This window comes from Luteibacter yeojuensis, from assembly GCF_011742875.1.
Lineage (GTDB): Bacteria > Pseudomonadota > Gammaproteobacteria > Xanthomonadales > Rhodanobacteraceae > Luteibacter > Luteibacter yeojuensis.
In genome coordinates this window covers 370,684-390,536 of sequence record NZ_JAAQTL010000001.1, presented here as the reverse complement: position 1 = coordinate 390,536, position 19,853 = coordinate 370,684, and the positions used below count along the sequence as shown (strand labels likewise).

Below are 19,853 nucleotides of genomic sequence, written 5' to 3'. Positions count from 1 at the left end.
GGGCGGAAAAGACCCCGCACGGGCGCCGGCCAGGATGGCCGGCCCCGGCGTGCGCCGGGGCGGAGGCGCGGTGGCGTTACGCTGCCGCGCGGGGGGCCTTTTCGAGCAGGCCGAGCATCGCGCCCAGCTTGTCGCGCATCTCGCGGCGGTCGACGATGACGTCCACCGCGCCATGGTCGACGAGGAATTCCGAACGCTGGAAGCCTTCCGGCAGCGTTTCGCGTACCGTCTGCTCGATGACGCGCGGGCCGGCGAAGCCGATCAAGGCCTTCGGCTCCGCGACATTGATGTCGCCCAGCATGCCAAGGCTCGCCGACACGCCACCCGTGGTGGGGTGCGTGAGCACGGAAATGTAAGGTACGCCGGCGTCGCGCATGCGCGCCAGCGCGGCCGACGTCTTCGCCATCTGCATCAGCGAGAACAGGCCTTCCTGCATGCGTGCGCCACCGGTGGCGGAGAAGCAGACCAGCGCGCTTTTCTCGGCCAGCGCCTTCTCGGCCGCACGGGCGAACTTCTCGCCCACCACCGAGCCCATCGAACCGCCCATGAAGGCGAACTCGAAGGCCACGGCAACCACCGGACGCTCCAGCAGGCGGCCGGACATCGCGATCAGCGCGTCCTTCTCGCCCGTGTTCTTCTGCGCCGCGACGACGCGGTCCTTGTATTTCTTCTGGTCCTTGAACTTCAGCGCGTCCACCGCCTCCATCTTCGGCCACAGCTCGGTCGTGCTGCCTTCGTCGAAGAAGGCGCCGAGACGCGCGCGCGCGGAAATGGCGTGATGGTGGCCGCACTTCGGGCACACCATCAGCGACTTCTCGAGTTCGGGCTTGTAAAGCACGGTGCCGCAACCGGCGCACTTCTCCCACACGCCCTCGGGCACCTTGCCCTTGCCGCCGGCCGCGGCGGGTGCGCGGGTCTTCGGCGTCATGATCTTCTGCAGCCAGTTCATCGTGTCTCTCCGAAAGTCTTACGTCCCACTCCCAACGCCGATGCAGCGCGCGTCGAGCGCTGCGCGGATCGGCGCAAGGAAATCCCGTGCCCTGCCGACGGCATCCTCGGCCGAGACCGCACCGGAAAGGCGGTCGACCAGGGCGCTGCCGATGACCACGGCGTCGGCGAATTCGCCGATCGCGCTGGCACTCGCGGCGTCGCGTACGCCGAAGCCGACGGCGACCGGCGCCTTCGACCGCGCGCGGATGTCGGCGACGCGCCCGGCGATGTCGCCGGTGCTCAGCTGGGCCGCGCCGGTGATGCCGGCGAACGATACATAGTACAGGAAGCCCGCCGCGGCCTCGCAAAGCCCTGCCAGACGGGCCTCGGCGGTGGTCGGCGAAGCGAGCAGGATCTGCTGGAGGCCGGCCTGGCGCAGCGGCTCCAGGACGTGCGCTTCCTCCAGCGGACAATCCACCATCAGGACGCCATCCACACCCGCTTCGACGGCATCTTCGGCGAACGCCGCATAACCGTACATCTCGACCGGGTTGAGGTAACCCATGAGGACGATGGGTGTTTCCGCGTCCGTCTCACGAAAGGCGGCGACCCAGGCCAGGACGTTGGCGAGGCCCACGCCCTTGGCGATGGCCCGCTCGCTGGCGTGCTGGATCACGGGCCCGTCGGCCATCGGATCGGAAAACGGCACGCCGAGTTCGATCAGGTCCGCACCCGCGGCGACGAGGCCGTGGAGCAGGTCCACCATGCCGTCCGGCGACGGGTCGCCGGCGGTGACGAACGGAACCAGGCCGGTGCGGCCGGCGGACTTCAGCGCCGCGAAGCGGCGGTCGATGCGGCTCATCAGAGTTCGATTCCTTCACGCGCGGCAATCGTGTGCACGTCCTTGTCGCCACGCCCGGAAAGATTGGCGAGGACCAGTCCGTCCTTCGGCAGTTCGCGGGCCAGCTTGATCGCCTGGGCGATGGCGTGGCTCGATTCCAGCGCGGCAAGGATGCCCTCGGTGCGCGCCAGCAGGTGGAAGGCTTCCAGCGCTTCGTCGTCGGTGATGCCGACATACTCGGCGCGACCGGCGTCCTTCAGGAACGCATGCTCCGGACCCACGCCCGGGTAATCGAGACCGGCCGACACCGAATGCGTCTCGACGATCTGGCCGTTCGCATCCGACAGCACGTAGGTGCGGTTGCCGTGCAGCACGCCCGGCTTGCCGGCGGCGAGCGAGGCCGCGTGGCGGCCGGTGGCGATGCCCTCGCCCGCCGCCTCGGCGCCCACGAGACGCACGCCGCGGTCGTTGAGGAAGGCGTGGAACATGCCGATGGCGTTCGAGCCGCCGCCCACGGCGGCGGTGATCACGTCCGGCAGGCGACCGAACTGCTCGAGGACCTGCTCGCGCGCCTCGCGGCCGACGATGGCGTTGAAGTCGCGCACCATCTGCGGATACGGATGCGGGCCGGCAACGGTACCGATGATGTAGAACGTGTCGGCGACGTTGGTGACCCAGTCGCGCATGGCGTCGTTGAGCGCGTCCTTCAGGGTCTTCGACCCCGAGGTCACGGGTACCACGTCGGCACCGAGGAGGCGCATGCGGTAGACGTTGATCTTCTGCCGCTCGATGTCCACCGCGCCCATGTAGACCACGCACTTCAGGCCCAGGCGCGCGGCCACGGTGGCGCTGGCGACACCATGCTGGCCCGCGCCGGTCTCGGCGATGATGCGTGTCTTGCCCATGTGCCGGGCGACCAGCGCCTGGCCCACGGTGTTGTTGATCTTGTGCGCGCCGGTGTGGTTGAGGTCTTCCCGCTTCAGCACGATGCGGGCACCGCCGATGTGCTTCGACAGGCGCTCGGCGTGGTAGACCGGACTGGGCCGGCCCACGTAGTACTTCAGGTCGCGGTCCAGCTCGGCGATGAACGCCGGATCCCTGCGAAGTTTCTCGTACGCGGCGGTGAGTTCCGCCAGCGGTTCCATGAGCGTCTCGGCGACATAGATACCGCCGTACTCGCCGAAGCGCCCGTGCGCGTCGGGCCAGGCGTGGAAATCCGCGATCTCGGTCATTGCCTTCTCGTCAGCTTGAGCCGTCACACGCTGGGGACGGCGCGCACGGCGGAAATGAAGCGTTCCATCTTATCCCTATCCTTGATCCCCGGCGACGATTCGATGCCGCTGGAGACGTCCACCGCCCAGGGCCGGGCGATCCGGATGGCCTCCCCGACGTTGTCGGCGGTGAGCCCGCCCGCGAGCAGCAAGGGTTGCGCAAGATCCGTCGGCATCAGCGACCAGTCGAAGCGCCGGCCGCTGCCGCCCTGCTCGCCCAGGCCATGGCCGTCGAGCAGCAGGCCCGTCGCCCGCGGATAGTCGCGCAGGCGGGCCAGTGCGCCGGCGCCCTCGCCCATCGCGATGGCCTTGAGGTAACGCACGCCGTACGCCGCGCACTCGGCGTCGCTTTCCGCGCCATGGAACTGCAGCATGTCCGGACGCAGCACGCGCAGCACTTCCTCGATGAAGCCCGGATCCTCGTCCATCACCAGCGCCACCGTCGTCATGAAGGGCGGCACCGCGTCGCGCAGACGCGCGGCGGCGGCCGGATCGACGAAGCGCCGGCTCTTGCGTGTCATCACGAAGCCCACCGCATCGGCACCCAGCCGCGCCGCGAGCTGCACGTCTTCGATGCGGGTAAGCCCGCAGCACTTGATCCGGGTCACAGGGTCACCTCTTCCGGCAGTCCCCAATGAGCTTCGTACAACGGCCCGAGGAAGGTCAGGCCCTCCGCGGGCGCCGTGGCGCCCGCCACCTCGCGGTCGCGACCCTGGAGGAGTTCGGCCATCCAGGCCACGGGACGCTCGCCGCGCCCGATCGGAAGCAGCGAGCCGACGATGTTGCGGACCATATGGTGGAGGAAGGCGTTCGCTTCAATCTCCACCACCACGTGGATGTCGTCGCGGAACACGCGGATGGACCGCACGTTGCGCCGCGCGTGCGCCGCCTGGCAGGACACCGCGCGAAACGCCGAGAAATCGTGCTCGCCGACGATGGCCTGCGCCGCCGCGTGCATGGCGTCCGCGTCGAGCTGACGGCGCTCCCAGGCGACGAAGCGCGCGTCCAGCGCCGGACGCACGAAGCGCGGCAGGATGCGATAACGGTAGCGTCGCGCCCGCGCCGAGAACCGCGCGTGGAAGTCGTCCGCCACGGGTTGCGCCCAGGTGACCGCCACGCTGTGCGGGAGGTTGGAGCAGGCCCCGAGTATCCAGCCGCGCATATCGCGGACCACGTCGGTATCGAAATGCACCACCTGGCAACGCCCATGCACACCGGCGTCGGTGCGGCCGGCGGCGGTCACCTCGACCGGTGCGTGCGCGACATAGCTCAGGGCGTCTTCCAGCGCGCCCTGCACGGTCTTCGCGTGGCTGAGCCGCTGCCAGCCGAAGAAGTCGGTGCCGTCGTATTCGACGCCAAGGGCGATGCGCATGGGGCGGTTCGTGGGGCGGTGAAACGGAAAGGTTACCACTTGTGGGAAGCACGCTGGCGCGCGCTTCCCACAAAGCCCCGGCGATCCGCCTATCGGACGCCGTGGGCGGGTGGGTCGTTCTCGAGCAGCGCCCGGTGGACCCAGCCGCCGACGGCACCGCCAAGCAGCGGTACCACCCAGAACACCCACAGCTGGGCCAGCGCCCAGCCACCCTGGAACACGGCCACGCCGGTGCTGCGCGCCGGGTTCACCGAGGTGTTGGTCACCGGGATGCTGATGAGGTGGATCAGCGTCAGGGCCAGGCCGATGGCCAGCGGCGCGAATCCGACCGGCGCGCGCTTGTGCGTCACGCCGAGGATCACCAGCAGGAAGAACATCGTCAGCACGAACTCGGCGACCACCGCCGCGACGAGCGAATAGCCGCCGGGCGAGTGCTCGCCGTAACCGTTGCTGGCGAAACCCGCCGTGACGTCGAAACCGGGTTTGCCGCTCGCGATGAGGTAAAGCACGCCCCCGGCCACGATCGCGCCGACCACCTGGCTGACGATGTAGGGCAGCACTTCCCTGCCCGGCATGCGTCCGCCCGTGTAACAGCCGATGGTCACCGCCGGGTTGAAATGCGCCCCCGAGATGTTGCCGACGGCATACGCCATCGTCAGCACCGTGAGGCCGAAGGCGAGTGAAACGCCGACGAAACCAATGCCGAGGCCCGGGAAGGCCGCGGCAAGGACCGCACTACCGCAACCGCCAAGAACGAGCCAGAACGTACCGAAGAACTCCGCGAACAATCGCTGGGACATCTCGTACTCCTTGCGCCTTGGGAAGCGTTACGGGCTCAGGCGATATCGTCGAGGATCCGCCTTGCCGTGTCTTTCTGCATCTGCGAGCCCTCGGCCATCACCTCGTCGAGCATGAGGCGCGCACCTTCGGCGTCGCCCATGTCGAGGTAGGCGCGGGCCAGGTCGAGCTTGGTGTCGACCGGGTCGTCGCTGAAGCTTTCGGGATTGTGATCCGGGATCGGCTCTTCGTCCGGGAAGGACGGCTCGTCGAAACGCGGCAGTTCGGTCGGGGAGGTGGTCGCCGCGTCGTGCTCCTCGTCGAACGACCAGGTAGAACGATCTTCGCTCACCGCCACGCTTTCGGCCACTTCCGAGTAGGGCGATTCGGGCGCATCGGCGTCGAACACGTCCGGGGCATGCGGACGGCGGTCCGCTTCGGCGCGCTGTACCGGCGTCAGGTCGAAGTTGAAGTGGTATTCGCTGTGCTTCTGGGGCGCCGGCGTCTGCGGGCGCATCTCTTCGTCGGGGCTGGTGACGTAGTTGCCCAGGTCGAACTCTTCCAGTGCCGGAGCCTCGGCATGCGGCTGCGCGGCGCCATAGGCGTCGTCGTACGGATCCTCGATCTCGTCCACCGGTGTGCCGCCGAACAGCGGATGGGTCGGGGCGAGGTCCTCGCCCATCATCAGCACCTCGCGCCACTCCGGCTGGTCCGGGTCGGCGACGTGGGCGAACATGGCTTCGGCGGCGGCTTCGAAGTGCTCGACGTCGCGACGGCCGTAATAGAGGCTCACCAGCTCCAGGTGGAGGCCGATGTCGTCCGGATGTTCGGCCAGGGCATCGAGGATCTCGCGCTGGTCCTGGTCCATCATGTCGCCGTGGTGGCCGAGCTCGAAGTTCGGCTCCTCACCGAAACGGTCGGCCAGCGAACCGCCCGCCACGGCGGACGCGGCCTTCGGCTTCTTCCGGCCGAACACGGCCGCCACAAGAAGCAGAAGGACAACGACGGCACCGCCGCCCCACGCCCAGGGCTGCATGAACCACGGGGTTTCCTCGACCACCGGCGCCGGCGCCACGACAGGCTTCCGCACGGGAGGCTTGGCCGCCGGCGTGGCGGCGGGCGGCGCCGCTGCCGCCGCGGGTTCCTTCAGCGGCGTGATCGCCACCGTTGCGGCCGCTGCCGGTGTGGGCGTCGCGGCCGGCGCCGAGGTGGCCGCCTTTGCCGGCGCCGCAGCGACCGGGGCGGAGGCCGCCGCCGGGGTGCCAGCCGCGGACGTGCCGCCGCCCTTCTGCGCTTCGGCCAGCTTGCGCTGGAGCTCGGCGATTTCCGAATCCTTGAGGCTCAGCAGGCGCTGGTTCTTCGAGTTGATCTCCTCGAGTTCGCCGATGCGCGACTTGAGCTCGGCACCCTGCTGCTTCAGGGAGGCGACGCTTTCCTGCGAGTTGGCCAGTTCCTGGCGGAGGCCGGCGACCTGCGCGTCGCCCGTACCGCCCTTGCTGCCGGCGCGCGTGGATGCGGCATCGCCGCCTTCCTTCGCCGGCACGATCGCGAGGCGGTCCTTGGCGGACTTCGCGGGCTTCGCTTCGCCCTGGCCGGCACGGGTGGACGCGGCATCGGCGACGACCGAGGGCGAACGCGCGGTGCCCGCCCGCCAGCTTTCGTTCTGCCGGCGGACTTCGGCCAGGGCCTCGGCCGTGGACTGCGCCTGGACTTCGTCGGCCGAAGGAATGCGCAGGATCGCGCCGGTCTTCAGCGCGTTCATGTTGTCGCGGTAGAAAGCGTCGGGATTGGCCTTCTGCAGCGCCACGAGCATCTGATTCATGTCCGCGCCGCCCGCGTGATCGCGAGCGATCGAGGACAGCGTCTGTCCGCGCTGGACCGGACCGTAGGTACCGCCGGCCGCCGTCGATGCGGGGCGCGGCGTGGCCTCGCGGCGCGACGACTTCGACGCGGCCTCGGACGGAACCCGCGCGGGCACATCGGACGTGCGGGAGGGACGGGGCGCCGGATTCGATGCGGCGGCAGCGGCGTTCAGCGGCGTACCCGGCGGATCGAGCAGCATGGTCACTTCGCGGACGACCTTGTTGCCGCCCGACGCGACTTCGACGAGGAAGTCGAGGTAGGTGTCGCGGACCGGGGCGGAACTGGTCACACGGATCACCGGCTGGCCGGCGGCGTTCTTCGCCACGGCGAAACTCAACGGCACCGGCAGGCCGGCGCGGTTGAGGCCGGCACGCGAGAAGGCCTCCTCCGAGGCGAGGGCCACGTGGACGTTATCGAGGTTCCCCGACACGCCGGTGAGCGGAATCTCCGCCACCAGCGGCTGGTCCATCGTGGACCGTAACTGGACCGGACCCAGGTTCTGGGCCAGGGCCTGGCTACCCCAGGTGGCCAGCGCCAGCATGATCGAAAGCTTCAACGTACGGTTCATCACTGCTTCCCCCGAACTAAACCCATGCCGACGGCTCGCCTCTCTCGGGCGTTCGGCCGCGAAGGCGCCACTTTAGTGCACCCCAGCAACAACTAACAATAGCGGGTACGGATAGTTACGCGACAACGTTGAGTCGTTCGCGAGGCCCGTACACGCTCCCCATACATCGGCCGCCCCTTGGACGCCCTACTTGCCCTGGCTGGCCTCCAGCTGCCGGCGCAGCTCGGCGATCCGGCGATCGCGCTCCTCGATATCGCGGCTCGCGGCCTGCGAATCGGATTCGAGCGTGTCCACGCGCTTCTTCAGCTGCTTCACCTGGGCGTCCTCGTGAGTTTCCTGGCCGCGCAGGGCGTCCAGCCTGGCCCGGTCCGCGGCCGCGGAGGCCGCCCGCACCGGCGCCGCCTGCGGACGTTCGCTCCCCAGTGCCAGAGGCGCCGAAAGGACGAGCAGGCAGGCGACGACGGCGCGCGGAAGCATTACAGGTAGTCCTCGATCAGGATCTCGGCGATCTGCACGGCGTTCAGCGCCGCACCCTTGCGGATATTGTCCGCGACGATCCACAGGTCCAGGCCCCGCTCGTGCGAGATGTCCTCGCGGATGCGGCCGACGAATACCGGATCCTTGCCCGCGGCGTCGCCCACCGGCGTGGGATAGCCGCCCGCCTTGCGCTCGTCCTGCACGACCACGCCCGGCGCCTCCTCGAGGAGTTCGCGGGCGCGCTCGGCGGTGATCTTGTCGCGCGTCTCGATGTGCACGGCCTCGGCGTGGCCGTAGAACACCGGCACGCGAACGGCGGTCGGGTTCACCTGGATGGAGGGATCCTCGAGGATCTTCCGGGTCTCCCAGACCATCTTCATCTCTTCCTTGGTGTAGCCGTTGGCCTGGAATTCGTCGATGTGCGGGATCACGTTGAAGGCGATCTGCTTCGGGAACTTGGCCGTCTCGACTTCCTGGAAATTCAGCATCTGCGCCGTCTGCCTGCCCAGCTCCTCCATGCCGCTGCGTCCCGCGCCCGATACCGACTGGTAGGTGGCGACGTTGATCCGCTCGATCCCCACCTCGCGGTGGATCGGGGCCAGGGCCACGAGCATCTGCATCGTGGAGCAGTTCGGGTTGGCGATGATGCCGCGTACCGTGTATTCGGCGATGGCGTGCGGATTCACTTCGGACACCACCAGGGGGATGTCGTCCTGGTAGCGGAACTCGGACGTGTTGTCGATCACCACGGCACCCGCGGCCGCCGCTCGCGGCGCGTGCTCGCGGCTCACCGAGCCACCGGCCGAGAAGAAGGCGATGTCCACGCCGTCGAAGTCGTATGTCGCGAGATCCTGGACGACGTAAGGTTTTCCATTGAAGTCGACCGTACCGCCCGCCGAACGCTCGCTCGCCAGGGGCACCAGTTCGCTCACGGGGAAATCCCGTTCGGCGAGGATCGACAGCAGGGTTTCGCCGACCGCGCCGGTCGCCCCCACCATGGCTACCTTGTAACTCGTCTTCTTGCTCATGCTTCGCTTCGTCAGGCGTTGGGAAAAACAGGTCGGCTGGCGTCGGCCAGCACACCCGGGTTGAGGATCGTGGGTGGCCGGCCGGCGTGAGGACCATGCCCGAACGCCGCCAGCACATTGTCCACAGCCAGCGCCGCCATATCGCGACGTGTGTCGCGACTTGCGCTGGCGATGTGCGGACTCAGCACGATATTTTCGAGTTTCAGGAGATCCGGATGAATCGCCGGCTCGCCTTCGAACACGTCGAGCGCAGCCGCGGCGATGACGCCGTCGGCCAGGGCGCGGGCCAGCGCCGCCTCGTCCACGATGCCGCCCCGGGCGATGTTCACCAGCGTGGCGGTCGGCTTCATCGCCGCCAGTTCGGCGGCGCCGATGGCGTGGCGGTTCTGCGCGGTGAACGGCAGCACCAGGATCAGGTGGTCCGACTCGGCAAGCAGCGTCGCCTTGTCCACATAGGTGGCGCCGCAGTCGTGCTCGATCCGCGGATCCAGCCGCGAGCGGTTGTGGTAGAGCACCTTCGAGCGGAATCCGGATGCCCGTCGGGCGATGGCCTGGCCAATGCGGCCCATGCCCAGAATGCCGATGGTCTTGCCGTGCACATCGGCGCCCAGCCAGCCTTCGAAGCGGAAACCTTGCCAATGGCCCGCGCGGAGCCAGCGCTCCGCTGCGCCGACACGGCGCGCGGCGGCGAGCATCAGCGCCCAGGCGTAGTCGGCGACGGTCTCGTTGAGCACGTCGGGGGTGTTGGACGCGCCGATGCCGGCCGCGCTCAGCGCATCCAGGTCGAGGTTGTTGTGTCCCACGCCCAGGTTGGCGACGAAGCGCAGGCGTGGCGCGCCGGCGATCGTGGCGGCGTCGATGCGCTCGACGAGGCCGATGATCGCCGCGTCGGCATCCGCGAGGCAGACGGCGAGTTCGTCCGCGGAATGCTTCCGGTCCTCGGTCTCGGCGCACACCTCGAAATAAGGACGCAGGCGGTCGACGATGTCCGGGAAGAACGGACGGGAAATCCAGACCTTCGGCTTGCTCATCGCCTCACCCTTCGAACCTGCCCGGGATGCGCGGCGACACGTCGCCCACGTCGCCGCACTGGGCGCGATGGCGCAAGGCCTGGTCCATCAGCACGAGGGCCAGCATGGCCTCGGCGATGGGCACGGCGCGGATGCCCACGCAGGGATCGTGGCGGCCCTTCGTCACCACCTCGGTGGGTTCCCCTGCCCGGTCGATACTGCGCCCGGGGACGAGGATGCTCGAGGTGGGCTTGAAGGCCATCGACACCACCACCGGCTGGCCCGAGGCGATGCCGCCGAGGATGCCGCCCGCGTGGTTGGAAAGGAAACCCGAGGCGGTCATCTCGTCGCGATGCTGCGTGCCGCGTTGCGCCACCGCGGCGAAACCGTCGCCGATCTCGACCCCCTTCACGGCGTTGATCGACATCATGGCCGCGGCCAGTTCGCCGTCGAGCTTGCCGTAGATGGGTTCGCCCCAGCCGGCCGGGACGCCGTTCGCCACGACGGTGACCTTCGCACCGACCGAGTCGCCCGACTTGCGCAACGCGTCCATATAGGACTCGAGTTCGGGCACCTGACCGGCGTCCGGCCAGAAGAACGGATTCGCTTCGATCGCGTCGGCGTCGAAGCCCCGCGGCACGATCTCGCCGATCTGGGCAACGTGGCCGCTCACGGTCACGCCATGGCGCCGGGTGAGCCATTTCTTCGCGATCACGCCGGCCGCGACACGCATCGTGGTTTCGCGGGCGGAGGAGCGGCCGCCGCCGCGTGGGTCGCGGACACCGTATTTCTGCCAATAGGTGTAGTCGGCGTGTCCGGGGCGGAAGGTATCGAGGATGTTGCCGTAATCCTTCGAGCGCGCATCGGTGTTGCGGATCAGCAGGGCGATCGGCGTACCCGTGGTCACGCCCTCGTATACGCCCGACAGGATCTCGACCTCGTCCGCCTCGCGGCGCTGCGAGGTATGCCGCGAACGTCCGGTGGCGCGGCGCTCGAGATCGGCTCGGAATTCGCCGGCCTCGAGCGGCAGGCCAGGTGGGCAGCCGTCCACCACGCACCCGATCGCCGGGCCGTGGCTTTCGCCGAAGGTGGTGACGGAGAGGAGCTTGCCGAACGTATTGGAGGACACGGTATTCCCGGGGTCAGGTTCTGGCGGCGCGTACGGCCGAGATGTCCGCGGCGTGCTCGACGAGGTCGCGCCGCTCCAGCGCGAAGATGCCCATCGGGCCCACCTTGAACTCCAGCCAGACGAACGGCACGCGCGGCAGCAGGTCCACCAGGGCGTGCTCGCTGTCGCCCACTTCGACGATGAGCAGGCCGTCCTCGCTGAGATGGTCGGCCGCCTCGTCGAGGATGCGCAACGTGATATCCAGTCCATCATCCCCGGATGTCAGGCCGAGGACGGGTTCGTGGCTGTATTCGGCCGGCATGGCCGCGTATTCGTCGTTGGTGACGTAAGGCGGATTGGAGACGATGAGGTCGTAGACCTCGCCTCGCACCCCCTCGAAGAGGTCGGACTTGAGCGCCCGCACGCGGTCTTCCACATGCTGGTACGCGATGTTCTCGTTCGCCAGCGACAGCGCGTCGTCGCTGACGTCGACGAGGTCGACCTGCCAGTCCGGGTTGTATTCGGCCATGGCGATGCCGATGCACCCTGACCCGGTGCACAGGTCGAGGGCACGCTCCACCCGGCGGTCGTCCAGCCAGGGGGTGAAGCGGCTCTCGATGAGTTCGGCGATGGGCGACCGCGGCACGAGCGCCCGACGGTCGCTCTTGAACTTGAGCCCGGCAAACCAGGTTTCGCCCACGAGGTAGGCCACGGGCACGCGCTCGAAGATGCGCCTCTCGATCAGCGCGAGCACGGCCTCCCGCTCGGCAGCCACGAGTTTGCCGGCGCCGTAGGCGGGCGGCAGGTCCGGCGGCAGGTGCAACGCGGCCAGGACCAGGTGGGTGGCCTCGTCGATCGGATTGTCGTGGCTATGCCCGAACGTGAGGCCGGCGGCCGAGAAGCGGCTCGCGCCATAGCGGATGAAATCGATGATGGAGGACAGTTCGCTGGTCACGGAGGGGGATGTCGATGGGGCTGGCCCCCGAGTATAGCCGTCCGGGCGAACCCGGACCCAGCGCCCCTCCCTTCGTCCCGGCGAAAGCCGCGACCACGCCCTACGACGACCGAGGGGAGACGCCGGGATCGCTCGTCGACGGCTTGCCGTCCTCGTGGTGGCCAGCGAAGCGGCGCAGGTAACGGGGAGCGTCCGGCGTGGTCACGGTAACGTCGTACCACCCTGCGCTCCCGGCGAGGTCGACTAGGACTTCTTCGCCGCCATGCGCGGGGATGTCGATGTGCCGCACCGGTTCGTCGCCATAGGCATTCGCTATGCGGCACGTTATGTCTTTCGGCCCGCGGTTGTTCAACACGAGCCTGATTCGACGTTGGGACGGGATACCCTGCACCTCCGCCTCGACCGGATCGTCGGCAAAACCGCGCAAAGCGCAGAAATAGCCATGGGGTCCGTGGATGCGACGGTCGTACCCGTCGCCCGCCTCGGCCAGCCGCCAGCGATCCTCAATGCGATCGCCAGCCGATACCGCGTAGCGGCGCGGCGGCGTTTCGCGGTGGAGGCCGTCGTAGACGAGGAAGGCGACGCCGAGCTTGCCTGAATTGTCGAAGGCGATGTGACTGGCGCCGTTGGCAAGCCGGTGCCGGATCGACCATGCGTAGCCCAACGGGCGAGCCGGTCGGGTGCCCGGCTCCTGCCGGGGCATCGCCTGCTCGCGCGGGACGAGGATGGGCGTCTTGCCCTTCGAACCGGGGGGCACGCCGGGTTTCGGCATCGCGATGTCCGTCTTGCCGGAGAAATCGAATGCGCTGGTGAGGTCGCCACACACGGAGCGGCGCCATGCGCTGATGTTCGGCTCTTCGACGCCGAAACGCTTTTCGAGGAAGCGCAGCACCGAGGTGTGGTCGAAGGTTTCCGAGCAGACCCAGCCGCCGCGCGTCCACGGCGAAATCACGATCATGGGCACGCGGTTGCCCAGCCCTATCGGCTGAAGCCCGCCGGGATCGCTGTCGGGTACGACCGGTGCCATGATGCGCGGGTGCCGATCGAGGTCGACGATCTCATCGGGCAGGCTGGGGGCGAGATCTTGCGAAACCATGCCCTCGCCGTCCTCTCCGCTGGTCAGCGGCGGCGCCGGAGGCACCACGTGGTCGAAGAAACCGTCGTTCTCGTCGTAGTTGAGGAACAGGACGGTGCGGCTCCATACCTTTGGATTCGCCGTGAGGGCTTCGATGACTTCGCGGATGTAGAAGGCACCATCGGCGGGCGACGCCTTGGGATGCTCGCTGTATTTGTAGGGAGCGACGATCCACGTGACCTGCGGCAGCCTGTCGTGAAGGACATCCCTGCGCAGGTCGCGCAGCGTGTGCGTGGACACGCCGTTGCGCACGAGCGGGCCGGCCGGATCGGCGCCTTCCTTCACCTGGTATGTCGCGAAGAATTCGAGCGAGTTGTCCGTGTAGTTATCGGTGGGCGACCCTGGCTCGCCGGTGCCACCCTGGTACACGCGCCAGCTGATGCCGGCCTTCTCCAGGCGCTCGGGATAGGTCGTCCACGTATAGCCGTTGGTCTCGGGCCGTTCCTCGCTGCCGGGGCCATTGTCCTTCGTGCCGAGCCTGCCGGACGGGTCGGACGTGCCGCTCCACAGGTAGATGCGGTTGATCGCCGTGTCCGCCAGCGCGGAGGCGTGGTACGCGTCGCAGACGGTGAACGCATCGGCCAGCGCGTAATGGAACGCGGCATCGTCGCGGCGCAGGTAGGCCATGGTGAGCACGTCCTGCTTCTGCTCGATCCAGCGATCGTTGCGGCCAAGGTTCCATGCGCCGTGGCCGCTGCTCCAGCCGTGATCGGTACCTTCGTGGTGGTCGCCGGACGCATGCGTGTCCAGGTGGAACGGATACACCCAGGCGACGTCGTCGCCGACGCCGCGGGACTTCCAGAACTTCGTACGCGCCGCGCTCACGGGCTGGCGCCATACCGGGTCGCCGTTGCCAAGCTCGAGGACGCGCGGATCGGCAAAGCCGCGTACGCCGCGAAGGCTGCCGAAATAGTGGTCGAACGAGCGGTTCTCCTGCATGAGCACCACCACGTGCCCGACATCGGCAATCGTGCCGGTGCGGCGATCCGGCGGTGTCGCCAGCGCCGACGCGATCGCCGCCGGAAAGCCTTGCGCGACGAGCGAAGCGGCGACGGTGGCGCCGGCGGCATGCAGGAAACGGCGGCGGTCACGGGAGAACATGCGGGTTTCAGCTCCTGGCGAGCGATTCGATCAACGCCGCGTGCAGTGCGGGCGTCGCGGCCGCGACGACGCGCGCGCCGCTTTCGAGGCCGAGGGGCCGCCCTTCCCAGTCGGTCATGACGCCGCCCGCGGCCTCCACGACCGGCGCGATGGCGAGATAGTCGTACGGCATGAGGTTGGCCTCGATGACGGCATCGATGTGACCCGAGGCGAGCATGCCGTAACCATAACAGTCGCCACCGAAACGGCGTGCGTAGGCCTCGCGGCTGGTACGGTCGAAACGCGCCCACTCGTCCGGCGTGAACATGTCGGGCGTAGTGGTATAGATCGTCGCCGCGGCGAGGCGATCGCATGCGCTGGTACGGCAAGGCGCACCGTTCATCGTCGTGCCGGCGCCCTTGTGGCCGATCCAGCGCTCGTCGAGCGCGGGCATGTCGAGCACGCCCAGCACAGGGCGTCCGCGATGCAGCAGCGCGATCAACGTGCCCCACAGGGGCCAGCCGGAAATGAAGCTGCGCGTGCCGTCGATGGGATCGATCGACCACACGAATTCCGCGTCCACGCGTGTCGCGCCGTATTCCTCGCCAAGCAGGCCATGCATGGGCCATGCCATCTCGATGCGTTCGCGCAGCATCGATTCCACGCCGCGGTCCACGGCCGTCACCGGACTCATGTCGCCCTTGAGCGTGACGTCCACCGGGCGCCGGAAGCGCGGCAGCGACAAGGCGCGCGCATTGTCGGCGATACCGGTGGCGAAGGCTTCGAACTGCTTCCGCTCGGCGGCGGACAACGATTCCATCAACGGCACTCCTGGTTCGTCGAAGCGTGCGCCGTGTAGCGGCCGCACGTTTCGTGATGATGACAAGAACGAAAATATTCCGGTGGACGTACAAGCCACAGGTTTGCAAATATACCCAAAACGCCACACGGGGTGTGACCCCAGAGACGGCCATGCGTCCCTATCGACACATTGCAAGCGCGACCCTGCTGCTGGCCATCGGCGGCCTGGCCCATGCAGGCACCGTCACGGTGTATTCGGCGCTGGAGAGCGACGAGATCGCGACGTACCTGGACGCGGCGAAGAAGGCCCTCCCAGGCATCGACATCCGCGTGCTCCGTCTCTCCAGCGGCGACCTCGCCGCCCGCCTGCTCGCCGAGTCGGCGCAACCGCGCAACGACGCGATCTGGGGCATGGCGGTGACCGACATGCTCGACCCGCGCATTGCCGGCCTGCTCGCGCCCGTGCACGGGACGAACATCGATCGCATGCCCGCGGCGTTCCGCGACGCCGACGGGCGCTGGTTCGCCCCGACCGGGTTCCTCGCCGCGCTGTGCGTGAATCGGGAGGCGCTGGCCGGGCAAGGCCTGCCGATGCCGCGACACTGGCAAGACCTGACCTCGCCGGCGTACCGCGGCCAGATCGCGATGCCCGACCCCTCGTCGTCCGGCACCGGCTACATGCTGATCTCGTCGCTTTCCGAGGCGGGACGCGACAAGGCAGGCATGGACACGGTCCTCGGCATCGCGCGCAATGTCGGACAGATGACGCTGTCCGGATCGGCGCCGTGCAAGCTCGCGCGCATCGGCGAATTTCCCATCGGCATTTCCTTCGCCTTCTCGGCCATGCAGTCGATCCGGCAAGGCTACCCGGTGACGATGGTGATACCGGAAGGCCCGAAGGGTTACGAACTCGAGGCGTCGGCGCTGATGAAGGGGTCCCCGCACGCCGGGGACGCCCAACGGTTCCTGGACTGGACCGCGTCGCCCGCGGCGGCGGCGCTGTACCGCGGCTACAAGGAAATCGTCGCCGCGCCCGGCAGCGTGCCGAGCGAGGAACAGCAACGGGAAGGGCTGCCCGCCGACCTCGTCGCGACGCTGCCCGCGCGCGACTTCGCCACGGCCGCGCGCGAACGCGCGGCGCTCATCGCCAGGTACAAGCGGCTGACGCGCTAGCGCGGCGGCCAGGGGGAGTTTTGGGGTATGCATCTGCGGATCGACGACATCGCGAAGGCATGGGACGGGCACAAGGTGCTCGACCAGGTGTCCTTCGGCGCGCGCGAGAACGAGTTCGTCTGCCTGCTCGGCCCGAGTGGCTGCGGCAAGACCACGCTGTTGCGCATCGTCGCCGGACTGACGGCGCCCGATGCCGGACGCATCGCCCTCGGCGGCCGCGACATCACCGCCCTGCCCGCGCGGGAAAGGCGCATGGGACTCGTGTTCCAGGCCTATTCGCTCTTTCCGGACATGACCGCCGCCGCGAACGTGGGCTATCCGATGCGCCTGCGCCGCGATTCGCCGGCGAAGATCGCCGCGCGCTGCAGCGAGCTGCTGGAACGCGTCGGCCTCGGCGGACTGGGGTCGCGGTTCCCGGACGAGCTCTCCGGCGGCCAGCAGCAACGCGTGGCGCTGGCCCGTGCCCTGGCCACCGAGCCTGCGATGCTCCTGCTCGACGAGCCGCTTTCCGCGCTCGATCCCGCCATTCGTGGGCAGCTTCGCAGCGAGATCCGCCTGCTCCAGCGCGCACTGGGCATTCCGACCATCATGGTCACGCACGACCAGGAAGAAGCGCTGGCGATGGCCGACACCATCGTCTGCATGAACCACGGGCGCATCGAGCAGGCCGGCACGCCGCGCGATCTCTACGAGCGTCCGCGCTCGCGCTTCGTCGCCGAGTTCGTGGGTCGCGCCAACCTGTTGCCGACGTCCTTCGTGCGCGAAACCATGCCGGGGTTCCTCGAGCGCCGGCCGCCCGGCGGGGAAACGACGTATGAACTCTGCCTCCGCCCGGAGGACGTGGCGATCCGAAGCGATGCGCGCGGCGAAGCCGTGGTCGAGGACACCGTTTTCCTCGGCAACCTCGCCCGCGTGACCCTGGCATGGCGCGGCCGCCGCCTGCTTGCCGAAGTGCCGGGGAACAGCGTGCTCGCACGCGGCGAGCCGGTGTCCGTCGACGCGATGCGCGGCGCGTGGGTGTGCGCATGAACTCCGCGGGTCGCAGCGCGGGAGTGTCGCTCGTGGCCCTGCCTGTGCTCGCCCTGCTGCTGTTCTTCGTGCAGCCGCTCGCCACGGTGCTCTGGCGCAGCGTCACTGACGCGCACGGCGCCCTCACCTTGGCGAACTACCTGCGCCTGTTCGACGATCCCGGCCTTCCGCGCGCGGCCTTGCACAGCCTCGCCATCGGTGTCGCCACGACGCTGTGCTGTGTGCCGCTCGGCATTGCCCTCGCGATGGCGCTGCATCGCTCCCGTCTGCCGGGCAAGGCGTTGATCCGCGGCACCCTCCTCCTGCCGATGCTCGCGCCGTCGCTCGTGCTGGGCCTCGGCCTCGTCTGCCTGCTCGGCCGCAACGGCCTCGTCCACCGGCTCACCGGCCTGCCGACCGATATCTACGGCTTCTGGGGGCTCCTCGTGGCGAACACGCTGTACGGTCTGCCGCAGGTGACGATCATCGTGTCGGCGGCGCTGGTCCGCACGCCCGCGCGCCATTACGACGCCGCCGCGTCGATGGGTGCCACCCCTTGGCGGCAATTCGTCGACGTGACGCTGTTGCGCCTGCGCTTCGCGCTGCTTGCCGCCGCCTTCCTCGTCTTCACCGAGACGCTCACGGACTTCGGCAGCGCCGTGGTCGTCGGCGGGAACTATCGCGTGCTCGCGATGGAGATCTACAGCGAAGTGGTGGGCCAGCTCGATTTCGCCATGGGTGCGACGCTGGGGGTCGTGCTGCTCGCCCCCGCGCTCCTCTCGGTCTGGCTCGGTCGCATCGCCCGGCGCCGCCAGGACAGCGGCGACGCGATGCCCGGACGCATGCTGCAACCGGCCAGACACCCGGCCCGCGATGCCGCCCTCGGCGCGCTGAGCGCGCTGGCCCTGCTGCCGCTCGTGGCCGTCGTGGCGACCGTGGCGTACGTGAGCGTCGTGAAGCTGTGGCCCTACGACCGCACGCTGACGCTGGCGAACTATGTCGGCATGCCCGAGGGCTACGGTCCGGTCGCGACTTCGCTCGGCATGTCGCTGCTCGCCGCGTGCGCGGGGTCGATCCTGGTCTTCGCGCTTGCCGCCGGCCTGCGCCACGCACCGCGCGCCATCGCGCGTCCCGTGCAATTCCTCGCGTCGCTGCCCGCCGCGGTGCCGGGCATGGTGCTCGGTCTCGGTTACGTTCTGGCCTTCGATCGCGGCGTGTTGTCCGGCTGGTTCTACGGCAGCATCGCGATCGTCGCCTTCTGCAGCCTGTACCACTACCACGCGCAGTCCTTCCTCGCGATGCAGACCGGCATGCGCCAGGTGCCCGATGCGCTGGACGATGCGGTCGCGGTGTCCGGCGGAGGCACCTTCCACGTGCTGCGCGACGCGGTGCTGCCCTTCGCGGCACCGGCCGCGGTCTCCACCTTCTTCTACCTGTTCATGCGCTCCATGGTGACCCTTTCCGGGGTGATCTTCCTGGTCACGCCGGACCTTGGGCTCGCCTCGGTCACCGTGATGCGCCTCGACGAAAACGGTTTCCTCGCGCAGGCGGCCGCCTATGCGATGTGCGTCGTGCTTGCCGGCGCCCTGGCGCTGGGCGCGATGCGCCTCCTCCTCCACGTCCTCAAGGAACGACGCCATGTGGCATGAAGAACGACACTCCCGCATCCGCGACCTGCTGCGCACCAGCGGCCAGGTATCGGTAGAGCGGATCGTCACGGAACTTGGCGTGTCGCGCGAGACCATTCGCCGCGACCTCGTCGAGCTGGCGGAGCGCGGCGAGATCCGCCGCGTGCACGGCGGCGCGGTGCTCACCGGCGACGAACCGCCGATCGACGTCCGCCACGCCACACGCGTACGCGAAAAGCGGGCTATCGCCAAGAAAGTGGCCTCGCTGGTGGAAAGCGGCCAGACCGTCTTCATGGATGCGGGCAGCACCATGAACCTCGTGGCGGAGGCGCTGGCCACACGCAGTGGCCTCACCATCGTCACCAATGCCGTCGACGTGGCCGCGCGCTTCGCGGCCCGGCCCGGCAACGACGTGCACCTGCTCGGTGGGCGCTTCAACGCGCAGATCGGCTGCACCCAGGGTGCGGCGACGGTCGCGGAGATCGCCCGCTACCAGCCCCACCTCGCCATCCTTTCCCCCGTGGGCATCGAGGCGAAGGCCGGCGCGAGCAGTTTCGAAATGGAAGAAGCCGAGGTCGCGAGGGCGATGTGCGCGAATGCGCGGCGCATCGTGATCGCGGCCGACTATTCCAAGATCGGCGTACGCAGCCGCGTCGCCTGGTGTCCCGCGGACCGTATCGACGTGCTGGTCACCGACCGTCGCTCGGAACGGTCCCGCGCGATCGCCGCCATTCGTAAGGCCGTGGGCGATATCGCATACGCCTGAAACAAGACCGCGCCAGGAAGGCCTCCACCCGTCCTCGTTTTGAATCGATTGAATTCCACCGT

The 19,853-nt window shown here is 68.6% G+C and carries 18 protein-coding genes; 4 read left to right on the top strand and 14 right to left on the bottom strand.

Annotated elements, in window-relative coordinates; genetic code table 11:
- Window positions 1-76 precede the first annotated feature (76 nt).
- The 14 genes from accD to hisN form a co-directional block, all read right to left on the bottom strand.
- Entirely contained in the window at window positions 77-949 is an 873-nt protein-coding gene (gene accD / locus HBF32_RS01660; RefSeq protein ID WP_166697898.1) for an acetyl-CoA carboxylase, carboxyltransferase subunit beta, read from the bottom strand.
- An 18-nt stretch (window positions 950-967) separates the two neighbouring features.
- Window positions 968-1,792, bottom strand: a complete 825-nt coding sequence (trpA, locus tag HBF32_RS01655; RefSeq protein WP_166697897.1) for a tryptophan synthase subunit alpha — start codon at window positions 1,790-1,792, stop codon at window positions 968-970.
- Window positions 1,792-3,003, bottom strand: a complete 1,212-nt coding sequence (gene trpB, locus HBF32_RS01650; protein ID WP_166697896.1) for a tryptophan synthase subunit beta — start codon at window positions 3,001-3,003, stop codon at window positions 1,792-1,794. Before trpB ends, trpA begins: the two co-directional genes overlap by 1 nt.
- Before the next feature lie 23 nt (window positions 3,004-3,026).
- On the bottom strand, window positions 3,027-3,650 hold the full coding sequence (locus HBF32_RS01645) for a phosphoribosylanthranilate isomerase (RefSeq protein WP_166697895.1): 624 nt from the start codon (window positions 3,648-3,650) through the stop codon (window positions 3,027-3,029).
- Window positions 3,647-4,414: a tRNA pseudouridine(38-40) synthase TruA gene (truA, locus tag HBF32_RS01640; RefSeq protein ID WP_166697894.1), complete on the bottom strand. Its 768-nt coding sequence runs from the start codon at window positions 4,412-4,414 to the stop codon at window positions 3,647-3,649. Before truA ends, HBF32_RS01645 begins: the two co-directional genes overlap by 4 nt.
- 89 nt (window positions 4,415-4,503) lie before the next feature.
- Window positions 4,504-5,214: an aquaporin Z gene (aqpZ, locus tag HBF32_RS01635; protein ID WP_166697893.1), complete on the bottom strand. Its 711-nt coding sequence runs from the start codon at window positions 5,212-5,214 to the stop codon at window positions 4,504-4,506.
- A gap of 35 nt (window positions 5,215-5,249) precedes the next feature.
- A complete protein-coding gene (locus tag HBF32_RS01630; RefSeq protein ID WP_166697892.1) occupies window positions 5,250-7,622 on the bottom strand; it encodes a motility hub landmark protein FimV in 2,373 nt (790 codons plus the stop codon).
- Between the two features lie 186 nt (window positions 7,623-7,808).
- The gene (locus HBF32_RS01625; protein ID WP_166697891.1) at window positions 7,809-8,099 is read right to left on the bottom strand and encodes a hypothetical protein; all 291 of its coding nucleotides are present in this window, start codon (window positions 8,097-8,099) and stop codon (window positions 7,809-7,811) included.
- Window positions 8,099-9,127 carry an aspartate-semialdehyde dehydrogenase gene (locus HBF32_RS01620; RefSeq protein WP_166697890.1) on the bottom strand — a complete coding sequence of 343 codons (1,029 nt, stop codon included), beginning with the start codon at window positions 9,125-9,127 and terminating at the stop codon, window positions 8,099-8,101. The genes HBF32_RS01625 and HBF32_RS01620 overlap by 1 nt, the downstream gene beginning before the upstream one ends.
- Window positions 9,128-9,138: 11 nt before the next feature.
- Entirely contained in the window at window positions 9,139-10,158 is a 1,020-nt protein-coding gene (locus HBF32_RS01615; RefSeq protein WP_166697889.1) for a 2-hydroxyacid dehydrogenase, read from the bottom strand.
- Window positions 10,159-10,162: 4 nt separating this feature from the next.
- A complete protein-coding gene (gene aroC / locus HBF32_RS01610) occupies window positions 10,163-11,266 on the bottom strand; it encodes a chorismate synthase (protein WP_166697888.1) in 1,104 nt (367 codons plus the stop codon).
- 13 nt (window positions 11,267-11,279) lie between these two features.
- Window positions 11,280-12,200 (bottom strand): 50S ribosomal protein L3 N(5)-glutamine methyltransferase, encoded by a 921-nt coding sequence (gene prmB, locus HBF32_RS01605; RefSeq protein ID WP_166697887.1) that lies wholly within the window; start codon window positions 12,198-12,200, stop codon window positions 11,280-11,282.
- 100 nt (window positions 12,201-12,300) lie between these two features.
- Window positions 12,301-14,436 carry a phosphocholine-specific phospholipase C gene (locus HBF32_RS01600; protein WP_166697886.1) on the bottom strand — a complete coding sequence of 712 codons (2,136 nt, stop codon included), beginning with the start codon at window positions 14,434-14,436 and terminating at the stop codon, window positions 12,301-12,303.
- A 7-nt stretch (window positions 14,437-14,443) separates the two neighbouring features.
- Window positions 14,444-15,235 carry a histidinol-phosphatase gene (gene hisN / locus HBF32_RS01595; protein WP_166697885.1) on the bottom strand — a complete coding sequence of 264 codons (792 nt, stop codon included), beginning with the start codon at window positions 15,233-15,235 and terminating at the stop codon, window positions 14,444-14,446.
- A gap of 152 nt (window positions 15,236-15,387) precedes the next feature.
- Here hisN and HBF32_RS01590 point away from each other — a divergent pair, with 152 nt between their 5' ends.
- Genes HBF32_RS01590 through HBF32_RS01575 form a run of 4 tightly spaced genes read left to right on the top strand, consistent with a single transcriptional unit; the run spans window position 15,388 to window position 19,791 of the window.
- Entirely contained in the window at window positions 15,388-16,389 is a 1,002-nt protein-coding gene (locus tag HBF32_RS01590; protein WP_166697884.1) for an ABC transporter substrate-binding protein, read from the top strand.
- Window positions 16,390-16,416: 27 nt separating this feature from the next.
- A complete protein-coding gene (locus HBF32_RS01585) occupies window positions 16,417-17,418 on the top strand; it encodes an ABC transporter ATP-binding protein (protein WP_166697883.1) in 1,002 nt (333 codons plus the stop codon).
- The gene (locus tag HBF32_RS01580; RefSeq protein WP_166697882.1) at window positions 17,415-19,046 is read left to right on the top strand and encodes an ABC transporter permease subunit; all 1,632 of its coding nucleotides are present in this window, start codon (window positions 17,415-17,417) and stop codon (window positions 19,044-19,046) included. The genes HBF32_RS01585 and HBF32_RS01580 overlap by 4 nt, the downstream gene beginning before the upstream one ends.
- Window positions 19,036-19,791 (top strand): DeoR/GlpR family DNA-binding transcription regulator, encoded by a 756-nt coding sequence (locus HBF32_RS01575; RefSeq protein ID WP_166697881.1) that lies wholly within the window; start codon window positions 19,036-19,038, stop codon window positions 19,789-19,791. Before HBF32_RS01580 ends, HBF32_RS01575 begins: the two co-directional genes overlap by 11 nt.
- Window positions 19,792-19,853 lie beyond the last annotated feature (62 nt).